The sequence below is a fragment of the Halorubrum distributum JCM 10118 genome (assembly GCF_000337335.1).
Classification (GTDB): domain Archaea; phylum Halobacteriota; class Halobacteria; order Halobacteriales; family Haloferacaceae; genus Halorubrum; species Halorubrum distributum.
In genome coordinates this window covers 420,744-447,375 of sequence record NZ_AOJN01000049.1, presented here as the reverse complement: position 1 = coordinate 447,375, position 26,632 = coordinate 420,744, and the positions used below count along the sequence as shown (strand labels likewise).

Below are 26,632 nucleotides of genomic sequence, written 5' to 3'. Positions count from 1 at the left end.
TTTATAATAAACGAGGAGGTGCGGTGGCGCGTGCCTGCGAGCGGCCGCCCTCGGCGGCCGCGAGGCAGCACGCGCGAGGGAGTCAGTCGCCCGGAGCGAAGCGACGGGCGACTGACGAGGCTGGGGAGGTGAGAGGTGCTGTGCGGTGCCGTGCGGGGCGGGACTCAAAGGGGCAGTCGCGAGGCGGGCGCAGGCGACGTAAGGACCGCAAGGAGCGAGCGAAGCGAGCGACTGAGGACNGTGCGGGGCGGGACTCAAAGGGGCAGTCGCGAGGCGGGCGCAGGCGACGTAAGGACCGCAAGGAGCGAGCGAAGCGAGCGACTGAGGACCGCAGCGAGCGTGCGCCCGCCTCGCGACTGGGGCTTTGGAGGTGTCCGGTGCGGGTCCACCGTCGATCATTTATAAGCGAGCGACTGGGGCTTTGGAGGTGTCCGGTGCGGGTCCACCGTCGATCATTTATAAGCGAGCGGCTGGGGTTTTGGAGGTGTCCGCCGCAGATCCGGCGTCGATCATTGATAAATGAGCGGCTGGGACTTCGGAGGTGTCCGCCGTCTATCCGCTGACAATGTTTTATAAATAAACCGCCACTGGCGCTGGGATTACTTATAAAGAACCGGTGAGACCGTTACTCAGATCTCACGCGTCGCACTCGGCCAGCCACTCGTGGGCCCACTCGTCGATCTCCTCGAAGACGGGCGCGAGCGACTCGCCTTTATCAGTTAAACTGTAGTACGTCGCGACCGGCGAGTCCTCCTCCAGCCGCCGGTCGACGAACCCGGTCTCTTGGAGGTCGTCGAGCACGCGCGAGAGCGTCCGAGCGTTCGCGTCCGTCTCGCGTTTGAGCTCGTTGAACCGCGCCTCGCCGTTCAACAGCTCGTGGAGGACGACGAGCCGCCACTGCGATCCGATCTGCTCGATAGAGTCGATGACGGGGCAGGGCGTGTCGGGTGCCGTCGCCTCCGGCGCCGCGTCAGCGCCCGAATCCGCCGTCGCGTCAGCGCCCGAATCCGCCGTCTCCGCCGACTCCGCCGCCGAAAGATCCTGTGATGACATCGGTGTTACCTACTAACCGTATTGTCCGGGAAGCGATAAATAGGTTACGTCCGTATAGCAGGTTACACGATGTTAGCTGAAATCGCGACGTTACCGCTCCAGTTCGACACCCCTCTCGCGGGCGAACTCTTCCTGCTCGGCCGAATCGTCTTCGGCGCGACGCTCGCGTTCATGGGCCTCAACCACTTCATGGACCTCGAAACGATGGCCGGCTACGCCGAGTTCAAGGGCCTGCCGGCGCCGCGGTTCTCGGTGATCGCCTCCGGCGCCGTCCTCGTCCTCGGCGGTCTCGGCGTCGCGGCCGGCGCCTTCCCCGTCCTCTCGGCGGGCGCACTCGCGTTCTTCCTCCTCGTCTCCGCAGTGACGATGCACGACTTCTGGTCGATGGACGACCCCGAGGAGAAGCAGAACGAGATGACGGGCTTCCTGAAGAACGTGTACGGCGCCGGCGCCGCGCTGGCGTTCCTCGCCGTCGGCGGGAGCTCGTGGCCGTACGCGGTCGGCGTCGGGCTGTTCTGAGCCGCACACGCGAATTCCCCCGACCGACGCGCACGCGCCTTCCCGTTTCGAACCGCCACGCGACCGCTTCGAGCCGCCAGTACGACTAACTGCCCTCCCGACAACCGTTCGCATAGACCATGACCGATGCGCCGCCGACGACCGGGCTCCACCACGTCACGAACGTCTGTACTGACATCGAGGAGACCACCGCGTTCTACGAGGACGTCCTCGGCTGGCACACGGTCAAGCGGACCCAGAACTACGACGACCCCGGGACGCCGCACTACTACTTCTCGGCGACGCCCGAGGGCGAGCCGGGCACCAACGTCACCTACTTCGAGTACCCGGACTCGCAGGGGACGCCAGGCCCGGGCGCGAGCCATCACTTCGCGTTCGGCGTCGAAGACGAGGCGACGCTGGAGGAGTGGCAGGCGCACCTCGAGGACCACGGCGTCGAGGTCTCCGAGGTGAAAGACCGCACCTACTTCAAGAGCGTCTACTTCACCGACCCCGACGGGCTCGTCTTCGAACTGGCGACCCAAGGACCGGGCTTCATCCGCGACGAGGACGAGCCGGGCAGCGAGGTCATCGACCCGTTCGAGAAGGGGTACGAGAACTGAGTCGCTCGGGCGTCTCAACGACCGGACCCCGTCGGAGTCACTCCCCCTCGACGAGCGCCGCGAACCGGTCGAGCGCGCGCCGGCAGACCGGGACGTACGCGGCCGCGATCAGCGGGACCTCGATCACTACCCGACACCGGTCCGGATCCCCCGAGTACCGGTCGACCCTGTGCCCGGTCGCGGGGATCCGCGCGACCTCCCAGTCCCACCGGAGGCGCGTCGCGGCCGTCACCCGGAACGGAACCCGGGCGCCCGCGACCCGGACGCGTCCGGTCGTTCCGTCCTCGACGTAGCGGTCCGTGCTCTCGACGCCGCTGACGGACGGACTCCAGTCGGGCCACCGCCGCGTGTCGCGGAGCGCCCTCGCTGTCCGCTCCGGTGACGCGTCGACGTCGCGACCGACCGCGAGCGTCGCCCCCTCTCGGACCACGGAGGCCCGGCCGTCGCGGTCGACGTTTCCGGCCGCGGTGCGGTTTTCGAACACGAGACCTCATCCGGCGGCCGGACGCCTCATCGCTGCGGTCCGCCGCCCATATTCGTACGTTCGTCCGTTTTTTGACGATCTAACCGCCACTAATTCGTAATTCGCTCACCGATCGGACCGCCACCGGCGCGTTCAATATTAATACCTTATATGGTATCAGGTCTCATTATCTCTTTCCACGAAGGGTTAATACGGGGTTCCGAGCTATCGGAGGGCAATATGGCAAGCGACCGTGATACCATGAAAGACGTCTCGCACACCGCACCGAACGACACCTCGGCGGACGCCGTCTGGGAACGCGGCCGAGAGCCGGTCGAGGAAGAGGAAGAAGAGGAGTAGTACGGCGTTCCGATTTCTGCGATTGCTGCGCCCCGGCGAAGCCGCAGACTGGCAACGCCACGGGTCCCGGATCGATACCGCCACGCATCCCGGATCGACACTGTCGCGCGACCGGATCGATACCGCCACGCATCCCGGATCGAGACGCGTCCCGGACCGGGAGCGGTTCGCCTGCCAGCTGAATACCGGCGTCCGGCCGACACCCTCTTTGACCTCGTTTTTAAACACGCGCCATGGTCGGCGTCACACTCGGGGTGGCCGGGGTCGCAACGGTGACAGTGCTGCTGGCGCTCAGCGCGTTCTTTTCGAGCACTGAGACCGCCATCTTCTCGCTGCCGGCCGAGTGGTTCGAGCGACAGGCCGCCGCGGACGACCCGCGGGGGCACGTTCTGAAGGAGCTCCACGACGACCCGCACCGCCTCCTCGTCACGCTGCTCGTCGGAAACAACGTCGTCAACATCGCCATCTCGAGCATCGTGACCGTGCTGATCGCGAGCTATCTCCCGCCGGGGGCGGCGATCGTGGCGACGACGCTGTGTACGAGCTTCCTCGTCCTCGTGTTCGGCGAGATCGTCCCCAAGGCGTTCGGGCTCGGAAACGCCGAGGCGTGGTCGCTGCGGGTCGCGTCGCCGGTCCGGCTGGTCGAGCGCGTCCTCTCGCCGCTCATCACGCTGTTCGACGGGATCACCCGCCGGATGAACGCGTACATCAGCGGCGACGCGAACATCGAGAAGCCGTACACCGACTGACGCGGACGGGGCCGTTCTCGCCGCCGATAACCGCGGGCGTGGGTTTAACCCGGCCGCCGCCGGACCCGAGCGCATGATCGAGGCCTCGGGGCTGCGGAAGACGTACGGCGACTTCGCGGCCGTGGTCGACAGCGACTTCGCCGTCGACGACGGGGAGGTGTTCGGGATCGTCGGCCCGAACGGGGCCGGGAAGACGACGACGCTCAAGATACTCGCCGGCCTCGTCGAGCCGACCGACGGCGAGGTGACCGTCGCGGGGTTCGACGCCTCGGACCCCGAGATGCGCCGACACCTCGGATTCCTGCCGGAGGAGTCGCCGTTATACGAGGAGATGACTGCGCTGTCGTACCTCCGCTTCTTCGCCGACCTCTACGACGTGCCCCGGGAGGTCGCCGACGAGCGGATCGAGGCCGCGCTCGACCGCCTCGAACTGGACCACCGCGAGCGCCGCCTCGGCGACGTCTCGAAGGGGATGAAACGCAAGGTCGCCATCGCGCGCTCGCTCGTCAACGACCCGGACGTGCTGGTGTACGACGAGCCCGCGTCCGGGCTCGACCCCGTGACGACGAACTCGGTGCTGGCGTTCACCCGCGAGCTCCGCGAGACGGGCAAGACCGTCGTCTTCTCCGCGCACAACCTCTACCACGTCGAGTCGGTCTGCGACCGCGTCGTCGTGATGAACGAGGGCCGGATCGTCGCCCGCGGGAGCGTCGACGGGATCCGCGAGCGACACGGCGAGACGACGTACCGCGTGTTCACGGACGTCGAGCCGACCGCGACGCCCGGGCTCGACGAGCTCGACGCGACGACAGAGGAGGTCGGCGACCGCTTCCGAACGACCGTGCCGAGCATGGACGCGGTCGCCGCGGTCCGGGAGGCCGCCGGCGACGCCGGCGGCGAGGTCGTCGACATCCGGAGCCGCGAGCCGAGCCTCGAGGACGTGTTCCTCGACATCGTCGGGCGACCGATGCCCGGGCGGTACACCGGCGACCCCGGCGGTGATGGAACCGACGCCGAGAGCGACGCCGACGGCGATGGCGACGGCGACGAATCGGAAACCGAGACGGCGAGGCCGGCGGCGACGGAGGCGACCGAGTGATCGACGGGTTCCGCCGCGTCGGCCGACGCCTCGCGGTCGGCGTCCGCCGCGTCCTCCGAGTCGCTAAGTGGGAGTCCGCCCGCGCGTCGGGGGGCGTCGACCGCCGGACGCTGGCGGCGGGGGTCGCCCTCCTCCTCGTCGCCGGCGGCGTCGTCGGCGTCGGCGTGGCGACCGGTGTCGCCGGGCTCGACGTCGACCAGGACGTGTACCGCGTCGGCGTCGACGCCGAGTCGCCGTACGCAGAGGCGATCGAGGACGCGCCGTCGCTGCGCCCGGTCCCGGCCGGGTCGGCGTCGCTCGGCGACTCCGCCGACGCGGTCGTGGTGACGGTGGTACGGCCCGGCTCCGGCGACGACGGATCGATCGACGCCGCCGACGTCGATGAGGTCGTGGTGCGCGCCAGCGACACGCAGAAGGGCGAGGCGGCGGCCGCGTCGGTCCGCGAGGCCGTCGCGTCGCACAACGAGCGACTGATGCGCGCCGAGCCGAACCAGACGGCCGCCTTCCCGGTCGTCGTCACGCTCCGGTACGTCGGCCGAACGACCGGCGTCGACGACGGCGCGACGCTCGGCGGGAGCAACGGGGGGAGCGACGGCGGGTCGACGGACGGGTCGGACGCCGGGACCGGCGGAGGCGACGACGGGAGCGACGGCGGCGACGGCACGAGCGGCGGCGAGGGAGGCGACAGCACCGGCGACGCGGGGTCCGTCGGCTCTGGCGCGGACTCCGACGACGACGGCGGCTTCGCGGTGCCGTCCATCGGCGGCGCCGCCTTCGGCGCGAACACGGTCGGCTCGCCGGGGTCGATCACGCCGCCGTTCCCGTTCACCTCGCTGCTCTTGGCGTTCGCCTTCCTCGTGCCGATGAACTTCCTGATCCAGGCGTACGGCTCCTCTATTCTCGACGAGCGGACGAACCGCCGCGGGGAGCCGCTGCTCGTCACGCCGCTGTCGCCGGCCGAGATCGTCGCCGGCAAGACGCTGCCGTACGCGGCGGCCGCCGCGGTCGTCACGAGCCTCATCGCGCTCCTCGTCGGCGGCGGGGCGCTCTCAGTGGTCGCCGTGGCGCCGGTCGCGGCGACGTTCCTCGGGGCCACCTTCGTCGGCGCGATGTTCGCGCGCTCGTTCAAGGAGCTCACCTTCGTCACGGTCGGCGTGAGCGTGCTCCTGACCACCTACGCGTTCGTCCCCGCCATCTTCACGAACGTGACGCCCGTCGCGCTCGTCTCGCCGCTGACGCTCGTCGTCTTCGACCTCCAGGGCGAGGCCGTCTCGGCCGGCGAGGTCCTCTTCTCGACCGCGCCGATGGCGGTCGGCGCCGCCCTCCTCTTCGGCCTCGGCCTCGGCGTCTACCGCGAGGAGGACATGTTCTCGCAGAAGCCCGTGACGCGGAAGTTCCTCGACGCGCTCGCGGTACGGCTCTCCGCTGTCCCGGTCGGCGGGGCGGTCGGCGGCGGGCTCCTCGACCGCGACCGGCTCCGCGCGCTCGGCTCGGTCGCGTTCCTCACCGCCTGTACGATCCCCTTCGTGTTCGTCGCGGAGCTCTTGGCCGTCGCGGTGCTGTTCGCGCTGCCGGTCACCGTGTCGATCCCGGTGCTGCTCGTGACCATCGCGTTCATCGAGGAGGTCGCGAAGAGCGTCGGCCTCTACGCCGGCTTCGAGCGCGGCGTCTTCGAGCGGACCGATCGGGTCGCGCTCGCGGTCGGCCTCGCTTCCGGGACCGGGTTCTTCCTCGCGGAGAAGGCGACCGCGGTCGTTCAGGCCGTCGGCCTCACCGACCTGTTCCTCGGCCGCGCCGCCTTCGCCGACGTTGCCGGGCTCTCCGGGCTGCCGCCGCTCGCGCTGGCGGCGCTGTTCTTTGCCCCGCTCGTCCTCCACGCGACGGCGACGAGCGTCGCCGCCCTCGGGGCGCGCCGCGGCCGGACCGCCTACGCACTGGCGCTGACGCTCGCGACGCTGGGGCACGCCGCGTACAACGTGGGGGTGGTGAGCCTTGGATAGCCGCCTGACGATCGCCGGGCGGGAGCTCGCCGGGCTGCGCGCCGAGAAGACGATCCTGCTGGCGATCGGGATCCAGCTGTTCATCGCGATGTTCTCGTCGTTCCTCGTCGTCGGGCTCGTCTCGATGTACGACCCCGGCGCGCTCGACGGCGCGGAGATCGAGGTCGCGGCCGCCGGCGACGCGGTCGACGACCTGGAGCGCGCCGCCGCGGAGGTCCCGGGCGCCTCGGTCACGCCGTACGAGGACGCGGGCGCCGCGCGGAGCGCGTTCGAGCGGAACGCGGCCGACGCGGTGGTGGTCACGAGCCGCGCGGAGAGCGGGCGGGTGTCGGCCGCCGTCACCGCCCCCGACGCCACCGTGGAGACGACGGTGATCGTGGTGCAGCTGCGCGAGCTGTTGCGGACCTACGAGCTGAACGAGCGCGACGCCCGAGCCTCCTCCCTCGAGGAGTCGCCGCTCCCCCTGCCCGACCGGAGCGACACCAGCCCGTACTTCACGTTCACGTACACCGTGTTGATCCCCCTGCTCGTCTTCCTCCCGGTGTTCATCTCGGGGTCGCTGATCGTCGACTCGATCACGGAGGAGCTCGATCAGGGGACCATGGAGCTGCTCCGCGTCGCGCCCGTCACGCTCGCCGAGATCGTCGACGGGAAGGCGGCCGCGGCGATCGGGATCGCTCCGGGCCAAGCCCTGCTGTGGCTCCTCCTCCTCGAGGCGAACGGCACCTCGGTCGCGAACGTCGGCCCGATCCTGGCGCTGATGACCGCGCTGACGACGCTCGTCGTCTCCGTCGCGGTCGGCATCGCGGCCGTCGCGCCCGACCGTCAGGCGGCGCAGCTGCTCTACTCGGTCGCGGTCCTCGTGCTGTTCGGCGGCGCGACGGCGATGGCCGGCGGCCCCGCGAACGCCGTGGCGCGGCTCGCCATCGACAGCGCGGACGCGACGACGGGCGTCCTCGTGGTCGCGTACGCCGCCATCGCCGCGGCCGCGTACCTCGGCGTGCGGCGCGTCGTCGCGGTCGAGGGGTTCGGTCGCTGAGTCGGTCGGGGGCCGAGCGGTCGGGGGCCGAGCGGTCGGGTCGCTGAGGAGATCAGCCGCCGAAGCGGTCGCCGAACCGCTTCGCGGTCGGGAGCCGCCACCCGCGCGCGACGGCGACGAGCCGGAGGCCGACCGTCACCGCCGCGCACGTCGCGGCCGCGACCCCCGAGGGCCCGCCGAGCGCGCCGACCAGCCAGTACGTGACGCCGCCCAGCACGGCGCAGCTCGCGTAGAAGTCCTCGAAGAGGATGAACGGCGCGCGGTCGAGGAGGATGTCGGCGAGCGCGCCGCCGCCGACCGCGTTGATCGTCGCGACGGCGACGACGCCGAAGACGGACACCCCGGCGTCCGTCGCGACGATTGCCCCGGTCGTGGCGAACGCGGCGAGGCCGACGGCGTCCGCGACGAGCGTCACCGGGTGTTCGTCGGGGCTTGCGAGCCACCCGCTCAGTCCGACCGCGAGCGCGACGCCGACGAGCCCGAGGAGTATCTCGACCGGCGAGCGCAGCGCGAGCGGGACGCGCGCGACGAGGAGGTCGCGGGTGACCCCGCCGGCGAACGCCATCGCCAGCCCGACGACCGCGACGCCGAAGAGGTCGAACTCCTCGCGGACCGCCTTGCTCGCGCCGACCAGCGCGAACGCGACCAGCCCGACCGTGTTCATCGCGGCGAACGGGTCGCCGAACAAAAGCGAGAGAATTCCCCCCGTCATCGGCCGAACGCGCCGAGGCTCGACTGGAGCTCACGTTCCGGCACCGCGTCCGTCAGCTCGTAGCCGACGAGGTCGCGCGCGTCGACGGCGTACGTCGAGCCGCCGCGGTCGAGCACCAGTACGCGCCCCTTCCAGCCGCGGACGGTCCCCGCCGCCATCGTCTCCGCGACGGGGCGCTCGTCGAGGTCGAGCCCGTAGTCGAAGTCGAACCGCTCGATCGGGTCGAACCGGTCGAGGAGCGCCTCCCACGCGGCCTCGTCGACGGCGCGTCCGAACCCGTCGAGCTTCGTCGGGACGCGGACGCGGTCGACGAGGTCGTCGCCGGCGGCCAGCTCCGCCTCCACCTCGCGGGCGATCCGCCCGTTCGGGAAGGTCCGAATGTGGGCCGCGCGGTCGGCGCCCTGCTCGCGGAGGCGAGTGCCCAGTCGCCACTCCCTGGTGACGCCGACTTTCAGCACGTCCGGCGCGAACGCGGCGAGGTACATCGCGTGCGTCTCGTGGCAGTCCATCTCGTCTTTCAGGCACGTCCCGGTGCACCGCGCGCACACCCAGACGTGCGAGTGGTCGTCGCAGTACGGCGCGTCCGACGCGTCACAGGCGATATGATCGCCTTCGTGGACCGTCCCCGCGCAGCGCCGCTCGCCGAGCCCGAAGGCGAGCTCGGTGCCCGGGCCCGCGTCCACGTAGTCGACGCTGCCGCCGCTCGCGACGTAGAGCCCGCCGCCGATCGGTCCGTCTGCCTCGGCGGTCGGAGCCCGTTCCGAGTCGCCGTCCGTGTCGGGCGAGCCGCTCGCACCGTCCGTCTCGTAGCCGACGACCTGCACGCCGCGAGGTAGGGGAAGGCGGGGCTTATAGGCGTCGTCGACCGCCTCGGTCCCCCTCCCGAGCGGATCTGCGGAACGGGCCCGCCGAGGTATTTTACTCGCGGACCTCGCAGACGCGACCATGCTCGACGCGGCGCTCGCGGCGACCGAGGCCGACGACGGGGTGGCGCTCTCGCTGCGGATCGAAAACGCGGGTTCGGAGCCGGTCACGCTGGACTTCCGCACCGGCCAGCGCGCGGAGTTCACCGCCTACCCGGCGGACGAGGGTGCGGAGGGCTCGGCCGCTGACGGGGACGATCCGGTCTGGCGCTACGGCGCGGGCCGGATGTTCACGCAGGCGCTCGGCAGCGAGGCGATAGGCCCGGGCGAGGCGGTCGGCTACGAGGCGACGTGGCGGGACCCGCCCTCGGGGACCTACCGAGTCGTGGGCGAGGCGACGGCGACGGACCGCGACGTGCGCGCGGAGGCGGTCGTCGACGTGGAGTGAGTCGGGAACAGGGCCGTCCGGCGCCCTCTCACGATCGAGATTTATAAGTGATGTCGACGTGGGCTCACGGGTATGCGCACGGCAGCCCTCCCTCCGATCGTCGCCGCGATCGTCGCGCTCGCGGTCAGCGGAATCAGACGGCTCTCGCCGATCCTCCTCGAATCCCCCGTCTCGCTCCCGTCGGCCGAGGCGCTCTCGACGTACCTCGTGAGCGCCCAGTTCACGGCGTTCCTGCTGGTCTACGGCCTGCTGTTCGGCGCCGCGCTCCTCGCCGGCCTGGGGGACGCCGACGTCTCAGCCACGTTGACCGCGCTGGCGACGGGCGCGAGCGCGACCGCCTCATTCCTGCTCGGTTCGGCCGTCGTCCTCTGGTACCTCGGTCCGGACCGCGGCCCCGTCGCCACCGCCGTCTTCGCGCTCGGCGCGAGCCTCGGCGTCGGGATCCAGTTCGCGGTCGTCGCGTACGCCGGGGTCTCGCTCGGCGAGCGCCGCGGCGAGGGACCGAGTCCGATCGTCCCCTGATCACGACGGCTCGGACCCCCGCGCGACTACGACGAGTCCGTCCCCTCGCCACGCGCCGCGCTCTCGCCGTGGACCGCGCGCTCGACCGCGGCCGCGAGCCGCTCCCGCGTCCGGTGGCTGGCCTCGGCGTCCGTGTCGACCTCGATCAGGTGCGACCCGTCGTCCCCGTGCGCCCGCGAGACGGCGGCTCCGACGTCGTCAGCGGCGGCCCGCGCGCGCTCGGCCGGCGTCTCGCCGCGGTCCGCGAGCGCGTCGGGGCGCGCGTCGATCCGCTCGTAGCCGAGGCCGTGAAGCTCCGCGAGCGGCTCGAAGTCGAGCCCGTGCGGCGTTTTGAACGACTCGGTGAACGGCGGCTCGAACGACTCGATCGGGAGCTTGTGGAAGATGCCGCCGCCGTCGTTGTTGACCGCGACCACCGTCACGTCGACGTCGCAGCGGTCGACCGCGAGCAGGCCGTTCGAGTCGTGGTACAGGGCGATGTCGCCGACGACGAGGGTGAGGTCGTCCGTGCTCCCGCTCCCCGCGCCGAGCGCGCTGGAGACGATCCCGTCGATCCCGGAGACGCCGCGGTTGCCGAGCGCGGTGACGTTCGCGGTCGTCGGCCCGACGAACCGGTCGAGGTCGCGGACGGGCATCGAGTTCGAGACGAACAGCGTCGCCGGGTCGGGGAGCGCGCTCGCGACGGCGCGGAGGGCGTCGCCCTCGTGGAAGCCGGCGTCCGCCTCGTCGCTCGCGGTCACGTCGGCCGCCGCGTCCGTGTCGTCTCCTCCGTCCGCGTCCGCATCCCGAACGTGAACCGCCTCGGCGACGCGGTCCGCCTCCTCCCACTGCGCGCGCCAGTCCGGCTCACCGCTCCCGCCCCCGACGAGCCGAGAGAGGCGGGCGCAGAGCCGGCTCGGCTCGGCGACGACGAGGTCGGTCGCGGCGAACTCGGCCTCGCGCCAGCGCCCCGCGGGGTCGACCTGGTACTGGTCCGCGCCGGTCTCGGCGAGGTACTTCCGGAGGCGCTTCGAGGTGGGCGAGGCGCCCAGCCGGAGGACGAGGTCGGGGTCGGCCCACTCACGAGCCGCCCCCGCGGCGTCGCCGTCGCCCTCCTCGCCGCCGCCCGCGAGGTCTGCCGAGAGGTACGCGTCGTAGTTCCCGACAACGGGCGCGACGCGCGTGTGCCCGCCGTACCGGAGCCCGGAGAGCGGGTCGGCCAGCACGGGGAACCCGGTCGCGTGCGCGAGCGCAGTGACCGACTCGGGGTCGATGCCCGGCGGGTCGGCGGGGCCGGCGACGATCAGGCCGCGGTCCGCGTCGCCCAGTTCGGCCGCGAGCGCGCGCAGCTCGTCGTCGCCCGGTTCGGGGGCGCCGGCCGTCACGTCGACGTAGGGGCCGTCGCGGCCGCGCTCGGCCGCCTCGGGGAGGTCGTCGGGCACGTCGCCCGGGACCGGCGTCGGCTCCAGCGGCTTTTTAAACGGAACGTTGAGGTGGACCGGTCCCTGGTCGGCGCCCTCCGCAGCCGCGACGGCGCGGGCGACGGTGGTGCGAAGCGAGCGGAGCGCCCGGTCGTTCGCGGCCGGCTCCGGGAGGTCTTTATAAAAGCGGACGGCGTCGCCGTACAGCTTCTCCTGATCGGCGGTCTGGTTGGCGCCGGAGTCGCGCAGTTCGGGCGGGCGGTCGGCGGTGAGCGCGAGCAGCGGGACGCGGGCCTCGCTCGCCTCCATCACGGCGGGGTGGTAGTTGGCGGCGGCGGTGCCCGAGGTACAGATCAGCGGCGTCACGCGGCCGGTCCGGCGGGCACGGCCGAGCGCGAAGTACGCGGCTGAACGCTCGTCCAACTGGGAGAACACCGTGAGTTCCTCGTGGCCCGCGGCGGCGACGGTCAGCGGCGTCGAGCGGCTGCCCGGCGAGGCGACGACGGCGTCGACGCCCGCGGCGACGAGCTCGTCGACGAGCGCGTTCGCCCACAGCACGTTCCGGTTCGGCGCGGTCATTACCGTCGCTTCGGGCGCCGACGTAAATACTCCGGCGAGTTCGGTCGACGGTCGGACGGCGGGCGAGCGGCCGAGGCCGCGCTCACTCCGACTCCGAAGGCGACTCCGACTCCCGCCCGGTCACCTTCCGGATACACGAGGAGCCGAAGGGGCCGAGCTCCCCGGCGTCCAGCCGGATGAAGTGGCCCGTCGAGATCGACGTGCCGCACCGCCGGCACTCGAAGTCGCCCTCGCGCGCGACGACCTGGCTGTCGTACTCGACGTAGGTCCCGTTACGCCGGACCCGCAGTCGGGCGCCCTCGCGGTCGATGATCCCGCGCTTCTCGGCCGCGTCGAGGATGTCGCGGGTGAGCGCCGGGCTCGTCGTGATCGTCTCGATCCGGTCGACCGCGGCGGCGAGGTCGAGCTCCTCGCGTTCGAGATGGGCCAGCAGCTCGACGCCGAGCTCCAGCTTCTCCTCGCGGGTCGACGGCTCCGTCACGCCCGGCGAGACGGCGCGATCCCTCTTAAGTCGGCTGGAAGGCTGCGGGGCCCCGGACGCGGTGCGGGCTTCGGCGGCTCCGCGGACCGGCAGATTCACGTCTGGCGGCCGACAGCTCTGAGCGTGGTCAGATCCCGCGACCGGTCCCGTCGGCGCCCCGCCTACCGCCGGCGACCGAACGAGTTCTACTGGCTGTGGATCGCGGCGACCGCGACGTACGGCGTCGGGGACGTGGTCTCCACGATCGCCTTCCTCCGATACGTCCCGACGATCGAGGAGGCGAACCCGGTCGTGCGGGTCGCCCTGGAGTCGTTCGGCCTCTCCGGGCTCGTCGCCCTGAAGATCGCCGTCTACCTCGTCATGCTCTGGATCAGCGTCGAGGGCGCGCGCGAGGGCGACGGCCTGCTGTACTACTTCCCGCCGGTGCTGCTCACGGCGACCGGGACGTACCTCACCGCGAGCAACGTGCGGCTGCTGTGGCTCTCTTGAGGCCTCGATCGCGAGCCTCGGCGATCGCCCCCACCGACACCGACTTTCCCGCGCGGCGCCGACCGTCCCCATGCTCTCTGACACCCCCGGGCTCCACCACGTCACGGGGATCGTCGGCGACCCCGAGGCCCACGCCGCCTTCTACGGCGGGACGCTCGGGCTCCGCCTGCTCCGCCGGACGGTGAACTACGAGGACCGCCTCCAGTACCACCTCTACTTCGGCGACGCGACCGGCTCGCCGGGCTCGGTGTTCACCGTCTTTCCCGACCAGAACGCGGAGCCCGGACGGACCGGGAAACCCGGCTACGAGGCCGTCGCCTTCGCCGTGCCGCCGGACTCGCTCGGCTACTGGCGCGACCGCCTCGCGGACCGCGGCGTCGAGTTCGCGCCGATCGGTCCGGGCGCGCGCTTCGGCGACCGCGGGCTGACGCTCGCGGACCCCTCCGGGACGCGGGTCGAACTGGTCGAAACCGAGACCGGCGGGTCTGACCCCTGGACCGAGGGCCCCGTTCCGGCCGCGCACGCGATCCGCGGGCTCCGCGGGGTGACCGCGCTCCCCGCGGACCCGTACGGGACCGCGAGCGTCCTGGAGACGCTCGGGTTCGAGTACGAGGCGGAGGCGGGCGACCGGGTGCGGTACCGCGCGCCCGGCGACCGCGCGACGGCCGTCGACCTGCTCGACCGGGACGCGTCGTACCTCCGGGAGGGCCCGGGGACCCTCCACCACGCCGCGGTGCGCGTCGCGGACCGCGAGACGCTCCTGGAGTGGCACGGGCTGTTCCGCGACCGCGGGTACGACGTGTCTCGCGTGAAGGACCGCCACTTCTTCCACTCGCTGTACGTCCGCGGCCCCGGGGGGCTCCTCGTCGAGCTCGCGACCGAGGCGCCGACCCCCGACGGGCCGCCCGGCCCGGGGCTCACCGACCCGGAGGCGACCGGGCACGCAACGGCGCTCTACCTCCCGCCGCGGTTCGAGACGGACCGCGAGCTGATCGAGTCGCAGCTGCCGGCGTTCGACGGGCCAGGGGAGACCGGCGGACACGGCGGGGCGAGAGAGACGGAAGAGTGAGCCGGCGGATCCCCGGCGTCTCCGGACCGCACGCCGAGGCGACGCTCGTCACCGGCGGCGCGCCGGTCGCGGCCGCCGAGGTCGCGGTCGTGCTGGTCCACGGGCGCGGCGGCACTGCGGAGGGGCTCGTCCGCCTCGCGGACGAGTTCTACCGGTCTGGCGCGACGCTGCTCGCGCCCGGCGCGGTCCGGTCGACGTGGTTCCCGGCGCCGCACGGGGCGCCGGTGTCGGCGAACGAGCCCGCGCTGACCTCGGCGGCCGACTGCGTCGCGAGCGCGGTCGACGTCGCGCGCGACGCCGGGGTCCCGCCCGAGCGCGTCGTCCTCGTCGGGGTCTCGCAGGGCGGCGCGGTCGTCGCCGAGTTCCTGCGGCGCCGACCTCGGCGGTTCGGGGGCGCGTTCGTCGCCTCTGCGGCGCTGCCGGGCGAGGACCTCGACTCTCGCGAGGCCGAGGCGGTCGAGGGGGTGGAGCGCGACGGCGACGGTCCGCTCGCCGGCACCCGGATCGCGCTCGTCAGCAGCGAGGACGACCCGTACGTGCCCCCGGATCGCGTCCGGGCGACCGCGCGCGTCTTCGAGCGCGCGGGTGCGGCGGTCGAGTGCCGTATCGACCCGGGCGACGGACACGGCCTCTCGGACGCGACGATGGGCCAGATCGGCGAGCGGATCGATGGACTGCTCGGCGACGGCTGACGGGCTCTCTCCCCGAGCGGCCCCGCGCGGCTCCGTCGGTCCCGAACGTGTTCGCGCCGCCCGACATGCGGCTGCGGCGTCGAGGACGAGGCGATGGCAGAACTCGACGTCAGAGAGATCCCGCCGAACGAGCGACACGACCGGATCCACGACGCGTTCGCCGACCTGGAGCCGGGCGAGTCGCTCACGATAGTCAACGACCACGACCCGAAGCCGCTCTACTACGAGCTGTCGGCGGAGGTCCCCGCGTTCGACGACGAGGCGTACGCGGTCGAGCGCGAGGGGCCGGAGCGGTTCGTCGCCGAGCTGCCGAAGGCGGCGCCGGGGGCGGCACCGGAGACGGTCCGGCTCGACGACCTCGACGGCGAGCCGCACGCGTCGGCCTTCCCGGGCGAGGAGCCGAAGACCGTCCGCCTCTCGCTGGCGGCGGGCGAGGGCGTCGCGGAACACGATCACCCGGACAGAACGGTGCTGTTCCACGCGCTGGAGGGCGCCTTCGACGTCGCCCTCGACGGCGAGACCCACCGCGTCGAGGCCGGCGAGCTGCTCCGGTTCGACGGCGAGCGGAGCGTGGAACCGACCGCGCGCGAGGACGGGACCGCGCTGGTCGTGTTGGCGCCGCGGGGAGAGCCGTAGGCGACCGGAACCGAGCGGTCGACCGACCGGGGCCCGGCGGGCGAAACCCCCGAACGTGTTCGACGCGATTCCAGACGGGCGAGGCGACGCGCAGGGCGTTACAACTACACCCCACCAACGATAGACCACATGACAGACGACACGACGCTCGAACGGAGACGGTTCGTACAGGCGACGACCGCTGCGGGCGCGAGCCTCCTGCTCGCCGGGTGTTCCGGCGGGGGCGGCGACGGCGGCGACGGCTCGGACGGCAGTGACGGTTCCGACGGGAGCGACGGCTCCGACGGCAGTGACGGGTCCGACGGCAGTGACGGGGGCTCCGGTAGCGACGTCGAGTACCTCGGCGAGGAGCCGGACTACGGCGGCTGGTTCGACGGCGCGAACAACTACGAGCAGACCGTCGACGCCACCGGCCAGGACGAGGTCACCGTCGAGGTCGGAGCGGGCGACGGGCTCTCGTTCGGCCCGGCCGCCGTCGCGGTGAGCGCCGGCACCACCGTCGTCTGGGAGTGGACCGGGAACGGCGGCGGGCACAACGTCTCCGCCGAGTCGGGCGACTTCGAGAGCGAGACGATCCAAGAGGAGGGCCACACCTTCGAGTACACCTTCGAGGAGACCGGCATACAGAAGTACGTCTGTACGCCCCACGCGTCGGTCGGCATGAAGGGCGCCGTCGTCGTCCAGTGACCACCCGGCGCCGCTGAACCGCGCTCCGCGAACCCGCCCGACGAAGCCGCTTTTCTTCGACCGATCGTTCGCACCTCGAACGGCGGACGCCCGGACCGGATTCTCACGACCTCGGAACGCGACCGGCGATCGCCGAACCTGTTCGCGCGCTTCCAACCGCGCAGCAAGCCGCTCGGGGGGCTATATACGGCACCGCGCAACGTCCGCCTGTCGCGAGGGAATCGCCGCTCGCGTACCAACTTATGTCGAACGACACACAACGGTCCACGGACGCGGGAGAATCGGGCGACCAGACGACGGGCTCGACGGACGGGTTCGATTCGATGCTCCCCGGCGTCCGTCGCCGCGACTTCATGAAGGCCGGCGCGGCCGCCGGCGGACTCAGCGGGCTGGCGGGCTGTACCAGCCTGCTGAGCGAGGACGACGTCCAAGGGACGGCCTCGGCGAGCGGCGTCGACAACTCCGTGCCGCCGGGCGAACACGACGAGTACTACGCGATCCTCTCGGGCGGGCAGGCCGGCGACGTCCGCGTGTACGGCCTCCCGTCGATGCGCGAGCTCATCCGGATCCCGGTGTTCAATCCGGACGCCTCGCGCGGTTACGGCTTCGACGACGAGAGCAAGCAGATGCTCGAAGACGCCGGCGGCTACACGTGGGGCGACACCCACCACCCGCGGATCAGCCAGACCGACGGCGACTACGACGGCCGGTTCGCGTACGTCAACGACAAGGCGAACGGCCGGATGGCCCGGATCGACCTGACGTACTTCGAGACGGACGCCATCGTCGACATCCCGAACCAGCAGGGGACCCACGGCGCCTGCGCGCAGCTGCCCGACACCGACCTCATCTTCGGCGTCGGCGAGTTCCGGACGCCGATCCCCAACGACGGGACCGGCGACCTCGAGGACCCGGACTCGTACGGCTCCGTCCTCGCCGCGATCAACCCCGAGAACATGAACGTCGAGTGGGAGGTCCTCATCGACGGCAACATGGACAACGGCGACGGGAGCAAGGAGGGCCGGTACTTCTTCACCAGCGCCTACAACACCGAGGAGGCGGCCACGGAGTCGGGGATGACCCGCGCCGACCGCGACGACGTGAAGGCGTTCGACATCCCGCGGATCGAGGCGGCCGTCGAGGCCGGGAACTACGAGACGATAAACGAGGTCCCGGTCGTCGACGGGCGGAAGGACAGCCCGCTCAACCAGGGCGACGAGCCCATCGTCCACTACATCCCGACGCCGAAGAGCCCGCACGGGGTCAGCGTCACCCCCGACAACGAGTACGTCATCGTCAGCGGGAAGCTCGACCCGACCGCGTCGGTCATCGACATCGACAAGATCGACGAGGTCGACGACCCCACCGACGCCATCGTCGGCCAGCCGAAGCTGGGGCTCGGCCCGCTCCACACGGCTTACGACGGGCGCGGCCACGCGTACACGACGCTGTTCATCGACTCGCAGGTCGTCAAGTGGGACATCGAGAAGGCCGTCGAGGCCGAGGCGCGCTCGGAGAGCCCGGTGATCGAGAAGATCGACGTCCACTACAACCCCGGTCACCTCATCGCCGCGGAGTCGTACACCGAGGACCCGGCGGGCGACTGGCTCGTCTCGCTGAACAAGCTCTCGAAGGACCGGTTCCTTCCGGTCGGCCCGCAACACCCCGAGAACGACCAGCTGATCTACATCGGCGACGACGAGAACGGCATGGAGCTGGTGAAGGACTCGCCGGCGCAGGCCGAGCCGCACGACGCCTCGATCTGTCACAAGTCGAAGATCGACCCGAAGGCGACGTACGACCCCGAGGACCTCGAACTCGACTACACCGCCGAGGGCGAGGAGACGATGGAGCGGGTCGGCGACGACCGCGTGGAGATCGAGATGTACTCCACCCGGAACCACTACGGGTTCCAGGAGATGGTCGTCCAGGAGGGCGACGAGATCGAGATGCAGGTGACGAACATCGAGACCACGAGCGACATGCTCCACTCGGTGGCGATCCCCGAACACGACGTCCACATGCGGCTCGCTCCGCAGGAGACGCGGAAGGCGACGTTCACGGCGGACGAGCCGGGCGTCTACTGGATCTACTGCGCGCACTTCTGTAGCGCGCTGCACCTGGAAATGCGCTCGCGGCTCATCGTCAAACCGGAGGAATAACGCCATGAGTTCGTCGCTCACGCGGCTGACCGAGATCCGACGCGCGCTCCCGCTGGCAGCGGCGGCGCTGCTCGTCGGGGCGCTGCTGGTCCCGATGTGGCAGATCACGCTCACGGCGCCGCAGTACCCCGGTCAGGAGCTGCTCATCGAGCTGTACGCCTACCCGCGTCTGGGCGGCGACTTCGCCGAGGTACAGGGGCTCAACAAGTACGCGGGCTTTTATTACCCCGACCCGGTGTTCATCGACCCGAACTACCCCGTCAGCGAGGCGGCGATCGACGTCCCCGAGTGGCTGCTCGGCCCGGTCGTGTTCGTCGGGCTCGCACTGACGGGCGCGTTCGTCGCGTTCGCACCGACGGTCCGCAAGCTGAAAGCCGGGCTCACCGCGCAGCTCGTCGGCACCGTCACGGTGTTCGTCGGCATGTTCGCGTTCATCCAGTACCGGCTCTACCAGGCCGGCCACTCGCTCGACCCGGACGCGCCGCTGCGGGGGATAGAGGAGTTCACGCCGCCGCTCTTGGGCCCCTACGAGGTCGCCAACATCAGCGGCTTCGCGTGGTTCGGTCCCGGCGGGTACATGACCGTCGTCGCGGTCCTGCTGCTCGCGACCGCGTACCTCGCGCGGGACATCGAGGCGACCGTGAGCGAGCTCCCGGCGCTGGCCCGCGGGCTTCCCGGAAAGGTCCGCGAGCGCGCCACCGGAGGAGAGGCCGCCGACCGGGACCGCGATGTCGGCGGGGGCGACCATGTCGGGTGACCGCCTCGAGGTCGGCTTCCTGGCGGCCGCCTGCGCCGTCGCCGTCGTCGCGGTCGTGCTCGGCGTGGCGCTCCCGGTCGCCGGGGCGGGCAGCGGTGCGGGCGGCGCGGCCGACGCGAGCGGAGCCGCCGGCCCGAACGCCTCCGTCGCCTCCGGGCTCGACGTCGCGACCGACTTCGCCGCGACGGGCGTGACCGCGCCCGACCGCGACGGGACCGCTACCGTCGACGGCGAGTCGTTCGCGTCTGCGCAGGCGGCGGTCGACGCCGCCGCCGCCGGCGAGACTGTCGTCCTCGACGGCCGGTTCGACGAGCGCGTCAACGCGACCGTCGACGACCTGCGGATCGTCGCGAGCGAGGGCGGCGCGGTCATCGACGGCGGCGGCGAGGGTCGCGTGCTCACCCTGAGCGGCGAGAACGTCACCGTCTCGGGCGTCTGGGTCCGCGGCTCCGGCAGCGACCTCGGCACCGAGGACGCCGGCGTCTTCGTCGCGGGCGACCGCGCCCGGATCGAGTCGGTCCGGATCACCGACACGGCGTACGGGATCTGGATCGACGGCGCCGACGAGGCCGTCATCGAAGACGTGCGGATCGACGGCCGGGAGGAGGTGTTCCCGGTCACCGACCGCGGCAACGGGATCCACCTGTTCGAGACGAGGGGGACCGTCATCCGCGACAGCGAGATCACGCACACCCGCGACGGGATCTACTTCTCGTGGGCGACTGACGTGCTCGCCGAGAACAACACGATCCGCCACACGCGCTACGGCGTCCACTACATGTACTCGGACGACAACCGCCTCGTCGACAACGTCGCGGCCGACAACGGCGTCGGCTACGCGCTGATGGTGAGCGAGGGGCTGACCGTCCGGAACAACACCGCCCTGCGCAACGACGGCAGCAGCGGCCACGGGATACTGGCGAAGGACATCGAGGAGTCGGTGATCGCCGGCAACCACCTCGTCGCGAACCGCAACGGGCTCTACCTCTACAACGCGCAGGGGAACCGGCTCGTCGACAACCTGATCTACCGCAACGGGATCGGGATCCACAGCGCCGCGGAGAGCGGGAGCGAGGTCGTCGCGGGCAACAGCTTCGTCCGCAACGAGCGCGCTGTCCGGACCGCCCGAAACTCGCTCGTAGCGTGGAACGGCACCGATCGCGGCAACTACTGGTCCGGCGCTCGGGTCGCCGACCGCGACGGGGACGGCGTGAGCGAGATCCGGCACCGCCCGATCGGGATCGTCGAGAACCTCGTGGCCGAGAACCCGCAGGCGGCCGCCTTCGCGAACAGCCCGGCGTTCGAGGCGGTGCGGCTGGCCGAGAGCTCCTTCCCGGTGATCGAGACGCCCGGCGTCGTCGACCGTCGCCCGCTCGTCGAGCCGAACCACGACTGGCGGGCCTACGAGCGCGACGACGGAGCGAGCCGCGCCGCGAACCGACCCGCGGACACGGAGGACTCACAATGAGAATCGACGCGAGCGACGTGCGGAAGACGTACGGGGACGTGACCGCCCTCGACGGGCTCTCGCTGACGGTCCCGAGCGGCTCGACGTTCGGGATCATCGGCACCAACGGGGCCGGCAAGTCGACGCTGTTCCGGCTGCTCGTCGGCCACGACCGGCCGGACGCGGGAACCGTCAGCGTCGGCGGCACCGACGTGACCGAGGACGGACGGCGGATCCGCGAGCGGGTCGGCTACCTCCCCGAGCACGTCGGGTTCCCGGACGGGCTCACCGGCCGGGAGGTGCTCGGCGTCCATCGGGCAATGCGCGGTCTCTCGAAGGACGGTCGGACCGCCGAGGCGATCGAGCGCGTCGGGTTGACCGCGGACGAGGCCGACCGCCGCGTCTCGGGCTACTCGAACGGGATGCAGCGGCGGCTCGGGCTGGCGACGGTGTTGCTCCCGGACCCGGACGTGCTCATCCTCGACGAGCCGACGGCCGGGCTCGACCCGCGCGGCGTCGACGAGTTCCACGCCATCGTCGAGGAGATAACGTCGGAGACCGACGCGACGGTGGTGTTCTGCTCGCACGTGCTCGGGGAGGTCGAACGGCTCTGCGACCGCGCGGCCGTCCTCCACGACGGTCGGGTGCGCGCGGCGGGGTCCGTCGACGAGCTCGCCGCGGAGGCGGAGGCCGCCGCCGACCGCGACGGCGACTCGGCGACTCGCTCCGGTCGCGACCGCGACGGTCTCCGGGCGGCGTTCCGCGAGGCGGTCGGGGACGACGCGGCGCACGACGCGCGGGTCGGTAAGGGTCGGGCAGACGACGCGACCGCCGACCGCGAGGAGGTGGCGCCATGAGCGACTCGCGCGGTGGGTCCGACGACGGGACGGGGGAAGCGACGCGTCCCGACGGCGGCCATCCGGACGCGACGGCCGCGGTCGACGCGCTCGACGCGGTCGACGGCGGCCCGGAGGTCGACGCGGCGGATTCGGAGTCGGCTGCGACCGCCGCCGCGGCCGAGACCTCGACGAACGACGGCGTTCGCGGGGCGCTCCGGCACGTCTTCGTCGTCGCGGTCACGGAGTACCGCCTGGCGGTCCGGAGCCGGTGGGCGCTCGCGCTGACCGCGCTGTTCGTCGTGTTCGGTGGGGTGATGTTAACGTTCAGCGGGTCCGCGGTCGGCCCGGCGGGCGCCGAGCGCGTCGTCGCGTCGCTGACGAGCCTCGCCGCCTACCTCGTCCCCCTCGCGGCGCTCGCGCTGGGCTACGACGCGATCGTCGGCCGCGAGGAGGAGGGGTGGCTCGCGGTCGTGTTCTCGCTGCCGGTCCGCCGGAGCGAGGTCGTCGCCGGGACGTACCTCGGCCGGCTGGCGGTGCTGGCGGGCGCGACGGTCCTCGGCTTCGGTTTCAGCGGCGCGCTGATCGTCCGCGAGTTCGGGGCCGGCTCGCTGTCCGCGTTCCTGGGGTTCCTCGGGGGAACGGTCGGGGTCGGCGCCGCGTTCCTCGCGGTCGCGCTGCTGCTGTCGACCGTCGCCCGCGAGAAGACGCACGCGCTCGGCGCGGCGCTGCTCGTGTGGGTGTGGTTCGTGCTCGTCCACGACCTGCTCGCGCTCGGGATCGTCGCGGCCACCGAGCTGCCGGACGCCGCGCTGTCGGCGCTGGTGCTGTCGAATCCGGTGAGCGCGTTCCGCGTGTTCGTCTTGAGCGGGCTCGGCACCACCGCGGGCGGGGGGTTCACCGCCGTCCTCGCCGGCAGCGGGCTATCGACGGTCGCGCTCGCGGCGTCGCTCGTCGCGTGGACCATCGTCCCCGTCGCCGTCGCGGCGCGACTGGTCCGCCGGCGGCGGCTCTGAACCGCTCCCCCCGTTTCTCCGAAAAATCGACACAACCAATGTGCCACCACATGCGATCAGCCGAACGACGGACCGATTACGCTCGCCGAGCGTTCCTGCGCGGCCTCGCGGCCGCGGCGACCGTGGGCGCGACGGCCGGCTGCCTCGGCGACGACCCGGAGCCGGCGCAGACGGAACCCCCCGACCCGGTGTCGCTCGGGGGCGGGAAGGCCTGCGACGCCTGCGGGATGGTCATCGCCGACCACGGCGGACCGAGCGGGCAGGTGTTCTACGCCGGCGATCACCCGCCGGACCGCGACGGTCCCGCGTGGTACGACAGCCTCACGGAACTCGTGATCGAGCGCGACGCCGCCGTCGACCGGGGCCGCGAGCCGATCGGAACCTACGTCACCGACTACGCCGCCGTCGACTACGAGATACGCGAGACGGCCGGAGACAGAATCATCTCCTCGCACGTCGCTCCGGACGCGTTCGTCCGCTGGGCCGAGGCCGCCTACGCCGTGGAAACGGGCGTCGTCGGTGCGATGGGCCCGGACCTGCTCCCATTCTCCGACCGCGGGGCGGCGGAGTCGTTCGTCGAGGCGGAGGGCGGGCGGCTCGTCGAGGCCGATGCGGTCACCGCCGACCTCGTCTCCTCGCTGTAGGATAGCTCCGACGCCGCTCAGGTCCTCGATGTCGCTCGACCGCTACTGAATCCGCTCGATCCCGTCGTCCTCGGGCGACTCGAAGTCGACCGGGCGGCGCGGGAGGTCGTCGACGAACTCCCGGACGATGGTGCGCTCCACGCGCTGGAGCACCTCGCTACAGGTCGACTTCGCGATGCCGACGTGCTCGGCCACCTCGGTGAGCGTGCACTCGCGGGGGACGTCGTAGTAGCCGCGGTCGACGGCCTCGAAGAGGACCTCGCGCTGGCGCTCGGTGAGCGACCCGCCGGGGTTGACGCGCTGTTGGACGTACTCGACCTCGAACTCCGCGCCCACGTCGCGGAGCGCGTCGCCGAACTTCGCGACGCGCTCGTGGTCGCCGGTCACGTCGACGCGGGCGACGCCGTCGCAGATCTCGACCGGCATCTCGATGGGGACGCCCGCCCGGCGGGCGACCGTCTGTAGCAGGGGGACGAGCGCCTCGACCTGAACGGTGACCATTCCGTCGTCCTCGGCCATCACCGACGAGTGGGTGATCGTCTCGTGGTCGTCGATCGCGTCGAGGATCGGGTCCGTGTCGTCCGCGGTGACCCGAACCAGCGCGAACCCCGCGCCGTCCTCGGGCGTCGCGGTCAACACCTGGAACCGCGCGTCCGGGTGCTCCCGCGAGACGTCGCCGACCCACGGCCCGTCCGGAATCGTCACGCGGAGGCGTGCCTGTGCCATACCCGCCGCTTCGGCGCCGGCGTGGAAGTACCTTCGGCTCCGCGCCCGCCGGAACATGTTCGTCACAAACGGCCCGGGGATCGGGTCCGTCCGTCGAGACATGAGCTCCGAACCCGACGATCCGGCGGCGGTCGAGCGCGCGGTGGCCGAGCGGACGGACGCGCCGACGGACGGAGAAGCCGTCTCCCTCGACGTCCGGAACCTCGGGCCGCCGAAGCCGCTGCGCGAGACGCTCGAACGCGTCGAGACGCTCGGCGACGGCGACGTGTTGGTCCAGTACAACGACCGGACGCCGCAGTTCCTCTTCCCGCGGCTGGAGGACCGCGGGTTCGCGTACGCCGCGGTCGACACCGACGCGACCGACGCGGTCGTCACGGCGATCTGGCCGGCGGACGGCGAAACGACGGTTTCGGGCGAGCGCGACGCGGCCGCAAACGACGTGACCGCGACCTGAGGCACCGCGACCCGACGAACCGCGACCGGCGGTTTCGGTGGGGTCGGGGCGCGCGAGCGCGGCCCGCCCGGCACGAGCGCGCGAACAGTAATCGTCAGACGTCTCGGACCGTGGGCTCCGTCGAGGTCCCGTCTCTCCGACACATCCTCGACTGAAACGACTGCGCGGTGAGGTCCGCGAACTGGTCAGTCGGTTACGGTTTCAGAAAAGTTATCAAAAACACCGATCGAACTGACCCCGATGCCCTCCAAAACAGACGAACCGCTTAAGTCGATTCGCTATCTGCTCCTCGTAATCGTATTTTTGCTCGCGCTCGGAGTCGCGGCGCTTGGCGATATCGCTGTCGCGGTACGTGGTTACACGACGGGGATATCGACTGCTGCTCGCTCAATCGGGGGCGTAGTCGTGCTTACGGAACTTGTACTCCTCCTCTACACGGTGCTTCGACCAAGCGAGAATCCGGACGCAGCGGACTGAGCTTGCCGACTGAGTCGTGAGTTCCCCGTATTGACCGCAACGGGGACGAGTAGCTCAGTCACTGAGGAATTCAACAGGGCCGTGTGGTTATAACCGGCCGACGTTGCCGCGGCGAACACCGCTGAAGCCCCGGTCGCTCGGTGACGGCCGGCGGCTCCGCCGCCGGTGACTGCGCCGTCGAGTCCCGCCCGCACAGCACGGCGCAGCACCTCGCGCCTCTCCGGCCTCGTCGCCGGACTACGTCCGACTGTAAGCGAGAGCTTCGCTCTCGCCCTGTCAGTCGGGCGAACCCCGACGACCTCGCGGGTGTTCCTCGTGGCCTGCCGGCCACTCGGAGCCACGCGCCGACCGCATCGCCTTTGATAAACGATCGTCGCGGTTGATCGCGGGTAGTCAAGTGTCGCATCGCGGCCGCCGGCCTGATCCACCTCCTCCCGCCGGCTCGCTGTCACCCGGGGGAACACGTTCGGGAACGACCCCAAACGGATCGGGATCGTAGCGGGAGGCGAGCGATGTTCGACGACCTCGACACCGACCGGCGGCCGCTGGTCCTCGTCTGGGAGGTCACGCAGGCCTGCGGGCTCGCGTGTCGGCACTGCCGGGCCGACGCGAAACCGCAGCGGCATCCCGACGAGCTGACGACCGCGGAGGGGAAGCGACTGCTGGAGGACGCCGCCGCGTTCGGCGACGGGCAGCTGGTCGTCCTCTCCGGGGGCGACCCCCTCGCCCGCGACGACCTCACGGAGCTGGTCGCGTACGGCGACGACCTCGGGCTCAGGATGACGATCACGCCGAGCGGGACCCGGTCGCTCACGCCCGAGCGCGTCCGTGACCTCGGGGACGCCGGGATCGCGCGGATGGCGCTCAGCCTCGACGGCCCGACCCGCGAGCGCCACGACGCGTTCCGCGGCGAGGAGAGCTACGCGGACACGGTCGCGGCCGCGCGCGCCGCCCGCGACGCCGGGATTCCGCTCCAGGTCAACACCACGGTCTGCGCGGACACGGTCGACGACCTCCCCGCGATCCGCGACCGCGTCCGCGAGCTCGGCGCCGTCCTCTGGAGCGTCTTCTTCCTCGTTCCGGTGGGTCGCGGCCGCGTCCTCGACCCGGTCTCCCCCCAGCGCGCCGAGGACGCCATGGCGTGGCTCCACGAGGTCTCGGAAGAAGAGCGGTTCGGCGTCAAGACGACGGAAGCGCCCTTTTACCGCCGGGTGGGGATCCAGCGGGCGGAGGCGGGCGAGGCGGACGGCGCCGCGGGACGGCGGGGCGGGGTCACGGCCGGGCGCGGGTTCGCCTTCGTCAGCCACACGGGCGAGGTGTACCCGTCCGGGTTCCTCCCCGAGTCGGCCGGCGACGTCCGCGAGCGGTCCGTCGTCGACGTCTACCGCAATTCCGACCTCTTCGAGTCCCTCCGCGACCCGGACGGCTTCTCGGGGAAGTGCGGCGCCTGCGAGTTCCGCCACGTCTGCGGCGGGAGCCGGTCCCGCGCCTACGCCGCCACCGGCGACCCGACCGGCAGCGACCCGCTGTGTCCCTACGTCCCCGAGGGGTACGACGGGCCGCTCCCCGAGCGGCAGCGCGGGGGCGACGGCGGTGACTCGCCGGAACCGGCGGACTGACCACGAGCGCCACGCTCGCGGTCGTTCGCCCG

The 26,632-nt window shown here is 71.6% G+C and carries 29 protein-coding genes; 22 read left to right on the top strand and 7 right to left on the bottom strand.

Translation table 11 applies throughout. The annotated features are described in order from the left end of the window. Window positions 1-636: 636 nt before the first annotated feature. The gene (locus C466_RS11085) at window positions 637-1,053 is read right to left on the bottom strand and encodes a winged helix-turn-helix transcriptional regulator (RefSeq protein WP_004595942.1); all 417 of its coding nucleotides are present in this window, start codon (window positions 1,051-1,053) and stop codon (window positions 637-639) included. Between the two features lie 69 nt (window positions 1,054-1,122). Here C466_RS11085 and C466_RS11080 point away from each other — a divergent pair, with 69 nt between their 5' ends. Together C466_RS11080 and C466_RS11075 are read left to right on the top strand one after the other, a co-directional pair. Next, complete coding sequence (locus C466_RS11080) at window positions 1,123-1,572, top strand: DoxX family protein (protein WP_004595944.1); 450 nt, start codon at window positions 1,123-1,125, stop codon at window positions 1,570-1,572. Window positions 1,573-1,691: 119 nt separating this feature from the next. Further along, entirely contained in the window at window positions 1,692-2,174 is a 483-nt protein-coding gene (locus C466_RS11075; RefSeq protein ID WP_004595945.1) for a VOC family protein, read from the top strand. 37 nt (window positions 2,175-2,211) lie between these two features. Here the strand turns inward: C466_RS11075 and C466_RS11070 are convergent, their stop codons facing one another. After that, window positions 2,212-2,658, bottom strand: coding sequence for an SRPBCC family protein (locus C466_RS11070; protein ID WP_004595946.1), 447 nt, complete (start codon window positions 2,656-2,658; stop codon window positions 2,212-2,214). Between the two features lie 572 nt (window positions 2,659-3,230). Between C466_RS11070 and C466_RS11065 the strand changes: the two genes are divergently transcribed. The 4 genes from C466_RS11065 to C466_RS11050 all read left to right on the top strand — a co-directional run bounded on the left by C466_RS11065 (window position 3,231) and on the right by C466_RS11050 (window position 7,884). After that, the gene (locus tag C466_RS11065) at window positions 3,231-3,746 is read left to right on the top strand and encodes a CNNM domain-containing protein (RefSeq protein ID WP_004595947.1); all 516 of its coding nucleotides are present in this window, start codon (window positions 3,231-3,233) and stop codon (window positions 3,744-3,746) included. Window positions 3,747-3,819: 73 nt separating this feature from the next. Next, on the top strand, window positions 3,820-4,845 hold the full coding sequence (locus C466_RS11060) for an ABC transporter ATP-binding protein (protein WP_004595948.1): 1,026 nt from the start codon (window positions 3,820-3,822) through the stop codon (window positions 4,843-4,845). Beyond that, window positions 4,842-6,845: an ABC transporter permease family protein gene (locus C466_RS11055; RefSeq protein WP_004595950.1), complete on the top strand. Its 2,004-nt coding sequence runs from the start codon at window positions 4,842-4,844 to the stop codon at window positions 6,843-6,845. The genes C466_RS11060 and C466_RS11055 overlap by 4 nt, the downstream gene beginning before the upstream one ends. Beyond that, a complete protein-coding gene (locus C466_RS11050) occupies window positions 6,838-7,884 on the top strand; it encodes an ABC transporter permease (protein ID WP_004595952.1) in 1,047 nt (348 codons plus the stop codon). The genes C466_RS11055 and C466_RS11050 overlap by 8 nt, the downstream gene beginning before the upstream one ends. Window positions 7,885-7,936: 52 nt before the next feature. On the opposite strand, the gene C466_RS11045 is transcribed toward C466_RS11050, so the two are convergent. Then, window positions 7,937-8,596, bottom strand: a complete 660-nt coding sequence (locus C466_RS11045; RefSeq protein WP_004595955.1) for a trimeric intracellular cation channel family protein — start codon at window positions 8,594-8,596, stop codon at window positions 7,937-7,939. Further along, window positions 8,593-9,420: a DUF2797 domain-containing protein gene (locus C466_RS11040; protein ID WP_004595957.1), complete on the bottom strand. Its 828-nt coding sequence runs from the start codon at window positions 9,418-9,420 to the stop codon at window positions 8,593-8,595. The genes C466_RS11045 and C466_RS11040 overlap by 4 nt, the downstream gene beginning before the upstream one ends. Before the next feature lie 121 nt (window positions 9,421-9,541). Between C466_RS11040 and C466_RS11035 the strand changes: the two genes are divergently transcribed. Both C466_RS11035 and C466_RS11030 read left to right on the top strand, forming a co-directional pair. Beyond that, window positions 9,542-9,907 carry a BsuPI-related putative proteinase inhibitor gene (locus C466_RS11035; RefSeq protein ID WP_004595960.1) on the top strand — a complete coding sequence of 122 codons (366 nt, stop codon included), beginning with the start codon at window positions 9,542-9,544 and terminating at the stop codon, window positions 9,905-9,907. Window positions 9,908-9,979: 72 nt separating this feature from the next. Then, window positions 9,980-10,429 (top strand): hypothetical protein, encoded by a 450-nt coding sequence (locus C466_RS11030; RefSeq protein WP_004595962.1) that lies wholly within the window; start codon window positions 9,980-9,982, stop codon window positions 10,427-10,429. A 26-nt stretch (window positions 10,430-10,455) separates the two neighbouring features. Here C466_RS11030 and menD read toward each other — a convergent pair whose 3' ends face one another. Further along, window positions 10,456-12,408, bottom strand: a complete 1,953-nt coding sequence (menD, locus tag C466_RS11025; protein WP_004595964.1) for a 2-succinyl-5-enolpyruvyl-6-hydroxy-3-cyclohexene-1-carboxylic-acid synthase — start codon at window positions 12,406-12,408, stop codon at window positions 10,456-10,458. Between the two features lie 82 nt (window positions 12,409-12,490). Continuing rightward, window positions 12,491-12,889 (bottom strand): DUF5830 family protein, encoded by a 399-nt coding sequence (locus tag C466_RS11020; RefSeq protein WP_004595966.1) that lies wholly within the window; start codon window positions 12,887-12,889, stop codon window positions 12,491-12,493. A 123-nt stretch (window positions 12,890-13,012) separates the two neighbouring features. Here C466_RS11020 and C466_RS11015 point away from each other — a divergent pair, with 123 nt between their 5' ends. From C466_RS11015 to C466_RS10965, 11 genes are all read left to right on the top strand, one after another. Continuing rightward, window positions 13,013-13,378: a hypothetical protein gene (locus C466_RS11015; RefSeq protein ID WP_004595968.1), complete on the top strand. Its 366-nt coding sequence runs from the start codon at window positions 13,013-13,015 to the stop codon at window positions 13,376-13,378. A 70-nt stretch (window positions 13,379-13,448) separates the two neighbouring features. After that, complete coding sequence (locus C466_RS11010; RefSeq protein WP_004595971.1) at window positions 13,449-14,447, top strand: VOC family protein; 999 nt, start codon at window positions 13,449-13,451, stop codon at window positions 14,445-14,447. Beyond that, complete coding sequence (locus C466_RS11005) at window positions 14,444-15,139, top strand: alpha/beta hydrolase (RefSeq protein ID WP_004595973.1); 696 nt, start codon at window positions 14,444-14,446, stop codon at window positions 15,137-15,139. The genes C466_RS11010 and C466_RS11005 overlap by 4 nt, the downstream gene beginning before the upstream one ends. 93 nt (window positions 15,140-15,232) lie before the next feature. After that, entirely contained in the window at window positions 15,233-15,775 is a 543-nt protein-coding gene (locus C466_RS11000) for a DUF2249 domain-containing protein (RefSeq protein ID WP_004595974.1), read from the top strand. A 129-nt stretch (window positions 15,776-15,904) separates the two neighbouring features. Further along, window positions 15,905-16,462, top strand: coding sequence for a halocyanin domain-containing protein (locus C466_RS10995; protein ID WP_004595976.1), 558 nt, complete (start codon window positions 15,905-15,907; stop codon window positions 16,460-16,462). 242 nt (window positions 16,463-16,704) lie between these two features. Continuing rightward, window positions 16,705-18,624 (top strand): TAT-dependent nitrous-oxide reductase, encoded by a 1,920-nt coding sequence (gene nosZ, locus C466_RS10990; protein ID WP_004595978.1) that lies wholly within the window; start codon window positions 16,705-16,707, stop codon window positions 18,622-18,624. A 4-nt stretch (window positions 18,625-18,628) separates the two neighbouring features. After that, window positions 18,629-19,381 (top strand): hypothetical protein, encoded by a 753-nt coding sequence (locus C466_RS10985; RefSeq protein WP_004595980.1) that lies wholly within the window; start codon window positions 18,629-18,631, stop codon window positions 19,379-19,381. Further along, a complete protein-coding gene (nosD, locus tag C466_RS10980; protein WP_193366048.1) occupies window positions 19,371-20,849 on the top strand; it encodes a nitrous oxide reductase family maturation protein NosD in 1,479 nt (492 codons plus the stop codon). Before C466_RS10985 ends, nosD begins: the two co-directional genes overlap by 11 nt. Continuing rightward, window positions 20,846-21,685: an ABC transporter ATP-binding protein gene (locus C466_RS10975; protein ID WP_004595983.1), complete on the top strand. Its 840-nt coding sequence runs from the start codon at window positions 20,846-20,848 to the stop codon at window positions 21,683-21,685. The genes nosD and C466_RS10975 overlap by 4 nt, the downstream gene beginning before the upstream one ends. Continuing rightward, window positions 21,682-22,680 carry an ABC transporter permease gene (locus C466_RS10970; RefSeq protein WP_004595985.1) on the top strand — a complete coding sequence of 333 codons (999 nt, stop codon included), beginning with the start codon at window positions 21,682-21,684 and terminating at the stop codon, window positions 22,678-22,680. Before C466_RS10975 ends, C466_RS10970 begins: the two co-directional genes overlap by 4 nt. A gap of 38 nt (window positions 22,681-22,718) precedes the next feature. Further along, the gene (locus C466_RS10965) at window positions 22,719-23,324 is read left to right on the top strand and encodes a nitrous oxide reductase accessory protein NosL (protein ID WP_049908345.1); all 606 of its coding nucleotides are present in this window, start codon (window positions 22,719-22,721) and stop codon (window positions 23,322-23,324) included. Window positions 23,325-23,366: 42 nt separating this feature from the next. Here C466_RS10965 and C466_RS10960 read toward each other — a convergent pair whose 3' ends face one another. Then, window positions 23,367-24,107, bottom strand: coding sequence for a helix-turn-helix domain-containing protein (locus C466_RS10960; protein WP_004595988.1), 741 nt, complete (start codon window positions 24,105-24,107; stop codon window positions 23,367-23,369). Here C466_RS10960 and C466_RS10955 point away from each other — a divergent pair. The 3 genes from C466_RS10955 (at window position 24,106) to C466_RS10945 (ending at window position 26,600) form a co-directional block, all read left to right on the top strand. Then, entirely contained in the window at window positions 24,106-24,504 is a 399-nt protein-coding gene (locus tag C466_RS10955) for a DUF2249 domain-containing protein (RefSeq protein WP_004595990.1), read from the top strand. The genes C466_RS10960 and C466_RS10955 overlap by 2 nt on opposite strands. A 240-nt stretch (window positions 24,505-24,744) precedes the next feature. Continuing rightward, the gene (locus C466_RS10950; protein WP_004595992.1) at window positions 24,745-24,981 is read left to right on the top strand and encodes a hypothetical protein; all 237 of its coding nucleotides are present in this window, start codon (window positions 24,745-24,747) and stop codon (window positions 24,979-24,981) included. Between the two features lie 512 nt (window positions 24,982-25,493). After that, complete coding sequence (locus tag C466_RS10945) at window positions 25,494-26,600, top strand: radical SAM protein (protein WP_004595994.1); 1,107 nt, start codon at window positions 25,494-25,496, stop codon at window positions 26,598-26,600. Window positions 26,601-26,632: the final 32 nt, after the last annotated feature.

Coding starts and splice junctions, on each gene's coding strand:
- C466_RS11085 (WP_004595942.1), bottom strand. CDS start 1,053: ATGTCATCACAGGATCTTTCGGCGGCGGAGTCGGCGGAGACGGCGGAT.
- C466_RS11080 (WP_004595944.1), top strand. CDS start 1,123: ATGTTAGCTGAAATCGCGACGTTACCGCTCCAGTTCGACACCCCTCTC.
- C466_RS11075 (WP_004595945.1), top strand. CDS start 1,692: ATGACCGATGCGCCGCCGACGACCGGGCTCCACCACGTCACGAACGTC.
- C466_RS11065 (WP_004595947.1), top strand. CDS start 3,231: ATGGTCGGCGTCACACTCGGGGTGGCCGGGGTCGCAACGGTGACAGTG.
- C466_RS11060 (WP_004595948.1), top strand. CDS start 3,820: ATGATCGAGGCCTCGGGGCTGCGGAAGACGTACGGCGACTTCGCGGCC.
- C466_RS11045 (WP_004595955.1), bottom strand. CDS start 8,596: ATGACGGGGGGAATTCTCTCGCTTTTGTTCGGCGACCCGTTCGCCGCG.
- C466_RS11035 (WP_004595960.1), top strand. CDS start 9,542: ATGCTCGACGCGGCGCTCGCGGCGACCGAGGCCGACGACGGGGTGGCG.
- C466_RS11030 (WP_004595962.1), top strand. CDS start 9,980: ATGCGCACGGCAGCCCTCCCTCCGATCGTCGCCGCGATCGTCGCGCTC.
- menD (WP_004595964.1), bottom strand. CDS start 12,408: ATGACCGCGCCGAACCGGAACGTGCTGTGGGCGAACGCGCTCGTCGAC.
- C466_RS11010 (WP_004595971.1), top strand. CDS start 13,449: ATGCTCTCTGACACCCCCGGGCTCCACCACGTCACGGGGATCGTCGGC.
- C466_RS11000 (WP_004595974.1), top strand. CDS start 15,233: ATGGCAGAACTCGACGTCAGAGAGATCCCGCCGAACGAGCGACACGAC.
- C466_RS10995 (WP_004595976.1), top strand. CDS start 15,905: ATGACAGACGACACGACGCTCGAACGGAGACGGTTCGTACAGGCGACG.
- nosZ (WP_004595978.1), top strand. CDS start 16,705: ATGTCGAACGACACACAACGGTCCACGGACGCGGGAGAATCGGGCGAC.
- C466_RS10985 (WP_004595980.1), top strand. CDS start 18,629: ATGAGTTCGTCGCTCACGCGGCTGACCGAGATCCGACGCGCGCTCCCG.
- nosD (WP_193366048.1), top strand. CDS start 19,371: ATGTCGGGTGACCGCCTCGAGGTCGGCTTCCTGGCGGCCGCCTGCGCC.
- C466_RS10975 (WP_004595983.1), top strand. CDS start 20,846: ATGAGAATCGACGCGAGCGACGTGCGGAAGACGTACGGGGACGTGACC.
- C466_RS10970 (WP_004595985.1), top strand. CDS start 21,682: ATGAGCGACTCGCGCGGTGGGTCCGACGACGGGACGGGGGAAGCGACG.
- C466_RS10965 (WP_049908345.1), top strand. CDS start 22,719: ATGTGCCACCACATGCGATCAGCCGAACGACGGACCGATTACGCTCGC.
- C466_RS10955 (WP_004595990.1), top strand. CDS start 24,106: ATGTTCGTCACAAACGGCCCGGGGATCGGGTCCGTCCGTCGAGACATG.
- C466_RS10960 (WP_004595988.1), bottom strand. CDS start 24,107: ATGTTCCGGCGGGCGCGGAGCCGAAGGTACTTCCACGCCGGCGCCGAA.
- C466_RS10950 (WP_004595992.1), top strand. CDS start 24,745: ATGCCCTCCAAAACAGACGAACCGCTTAAGTCGATTCGCTATCTGCTC.
- C466_RS10945 (WP_004595994.1), top strand. CDS start 25,494: ATGTTCGACGACCTCGACACCGACCGGCGGCCGCTGGTCCTCGTCTGG.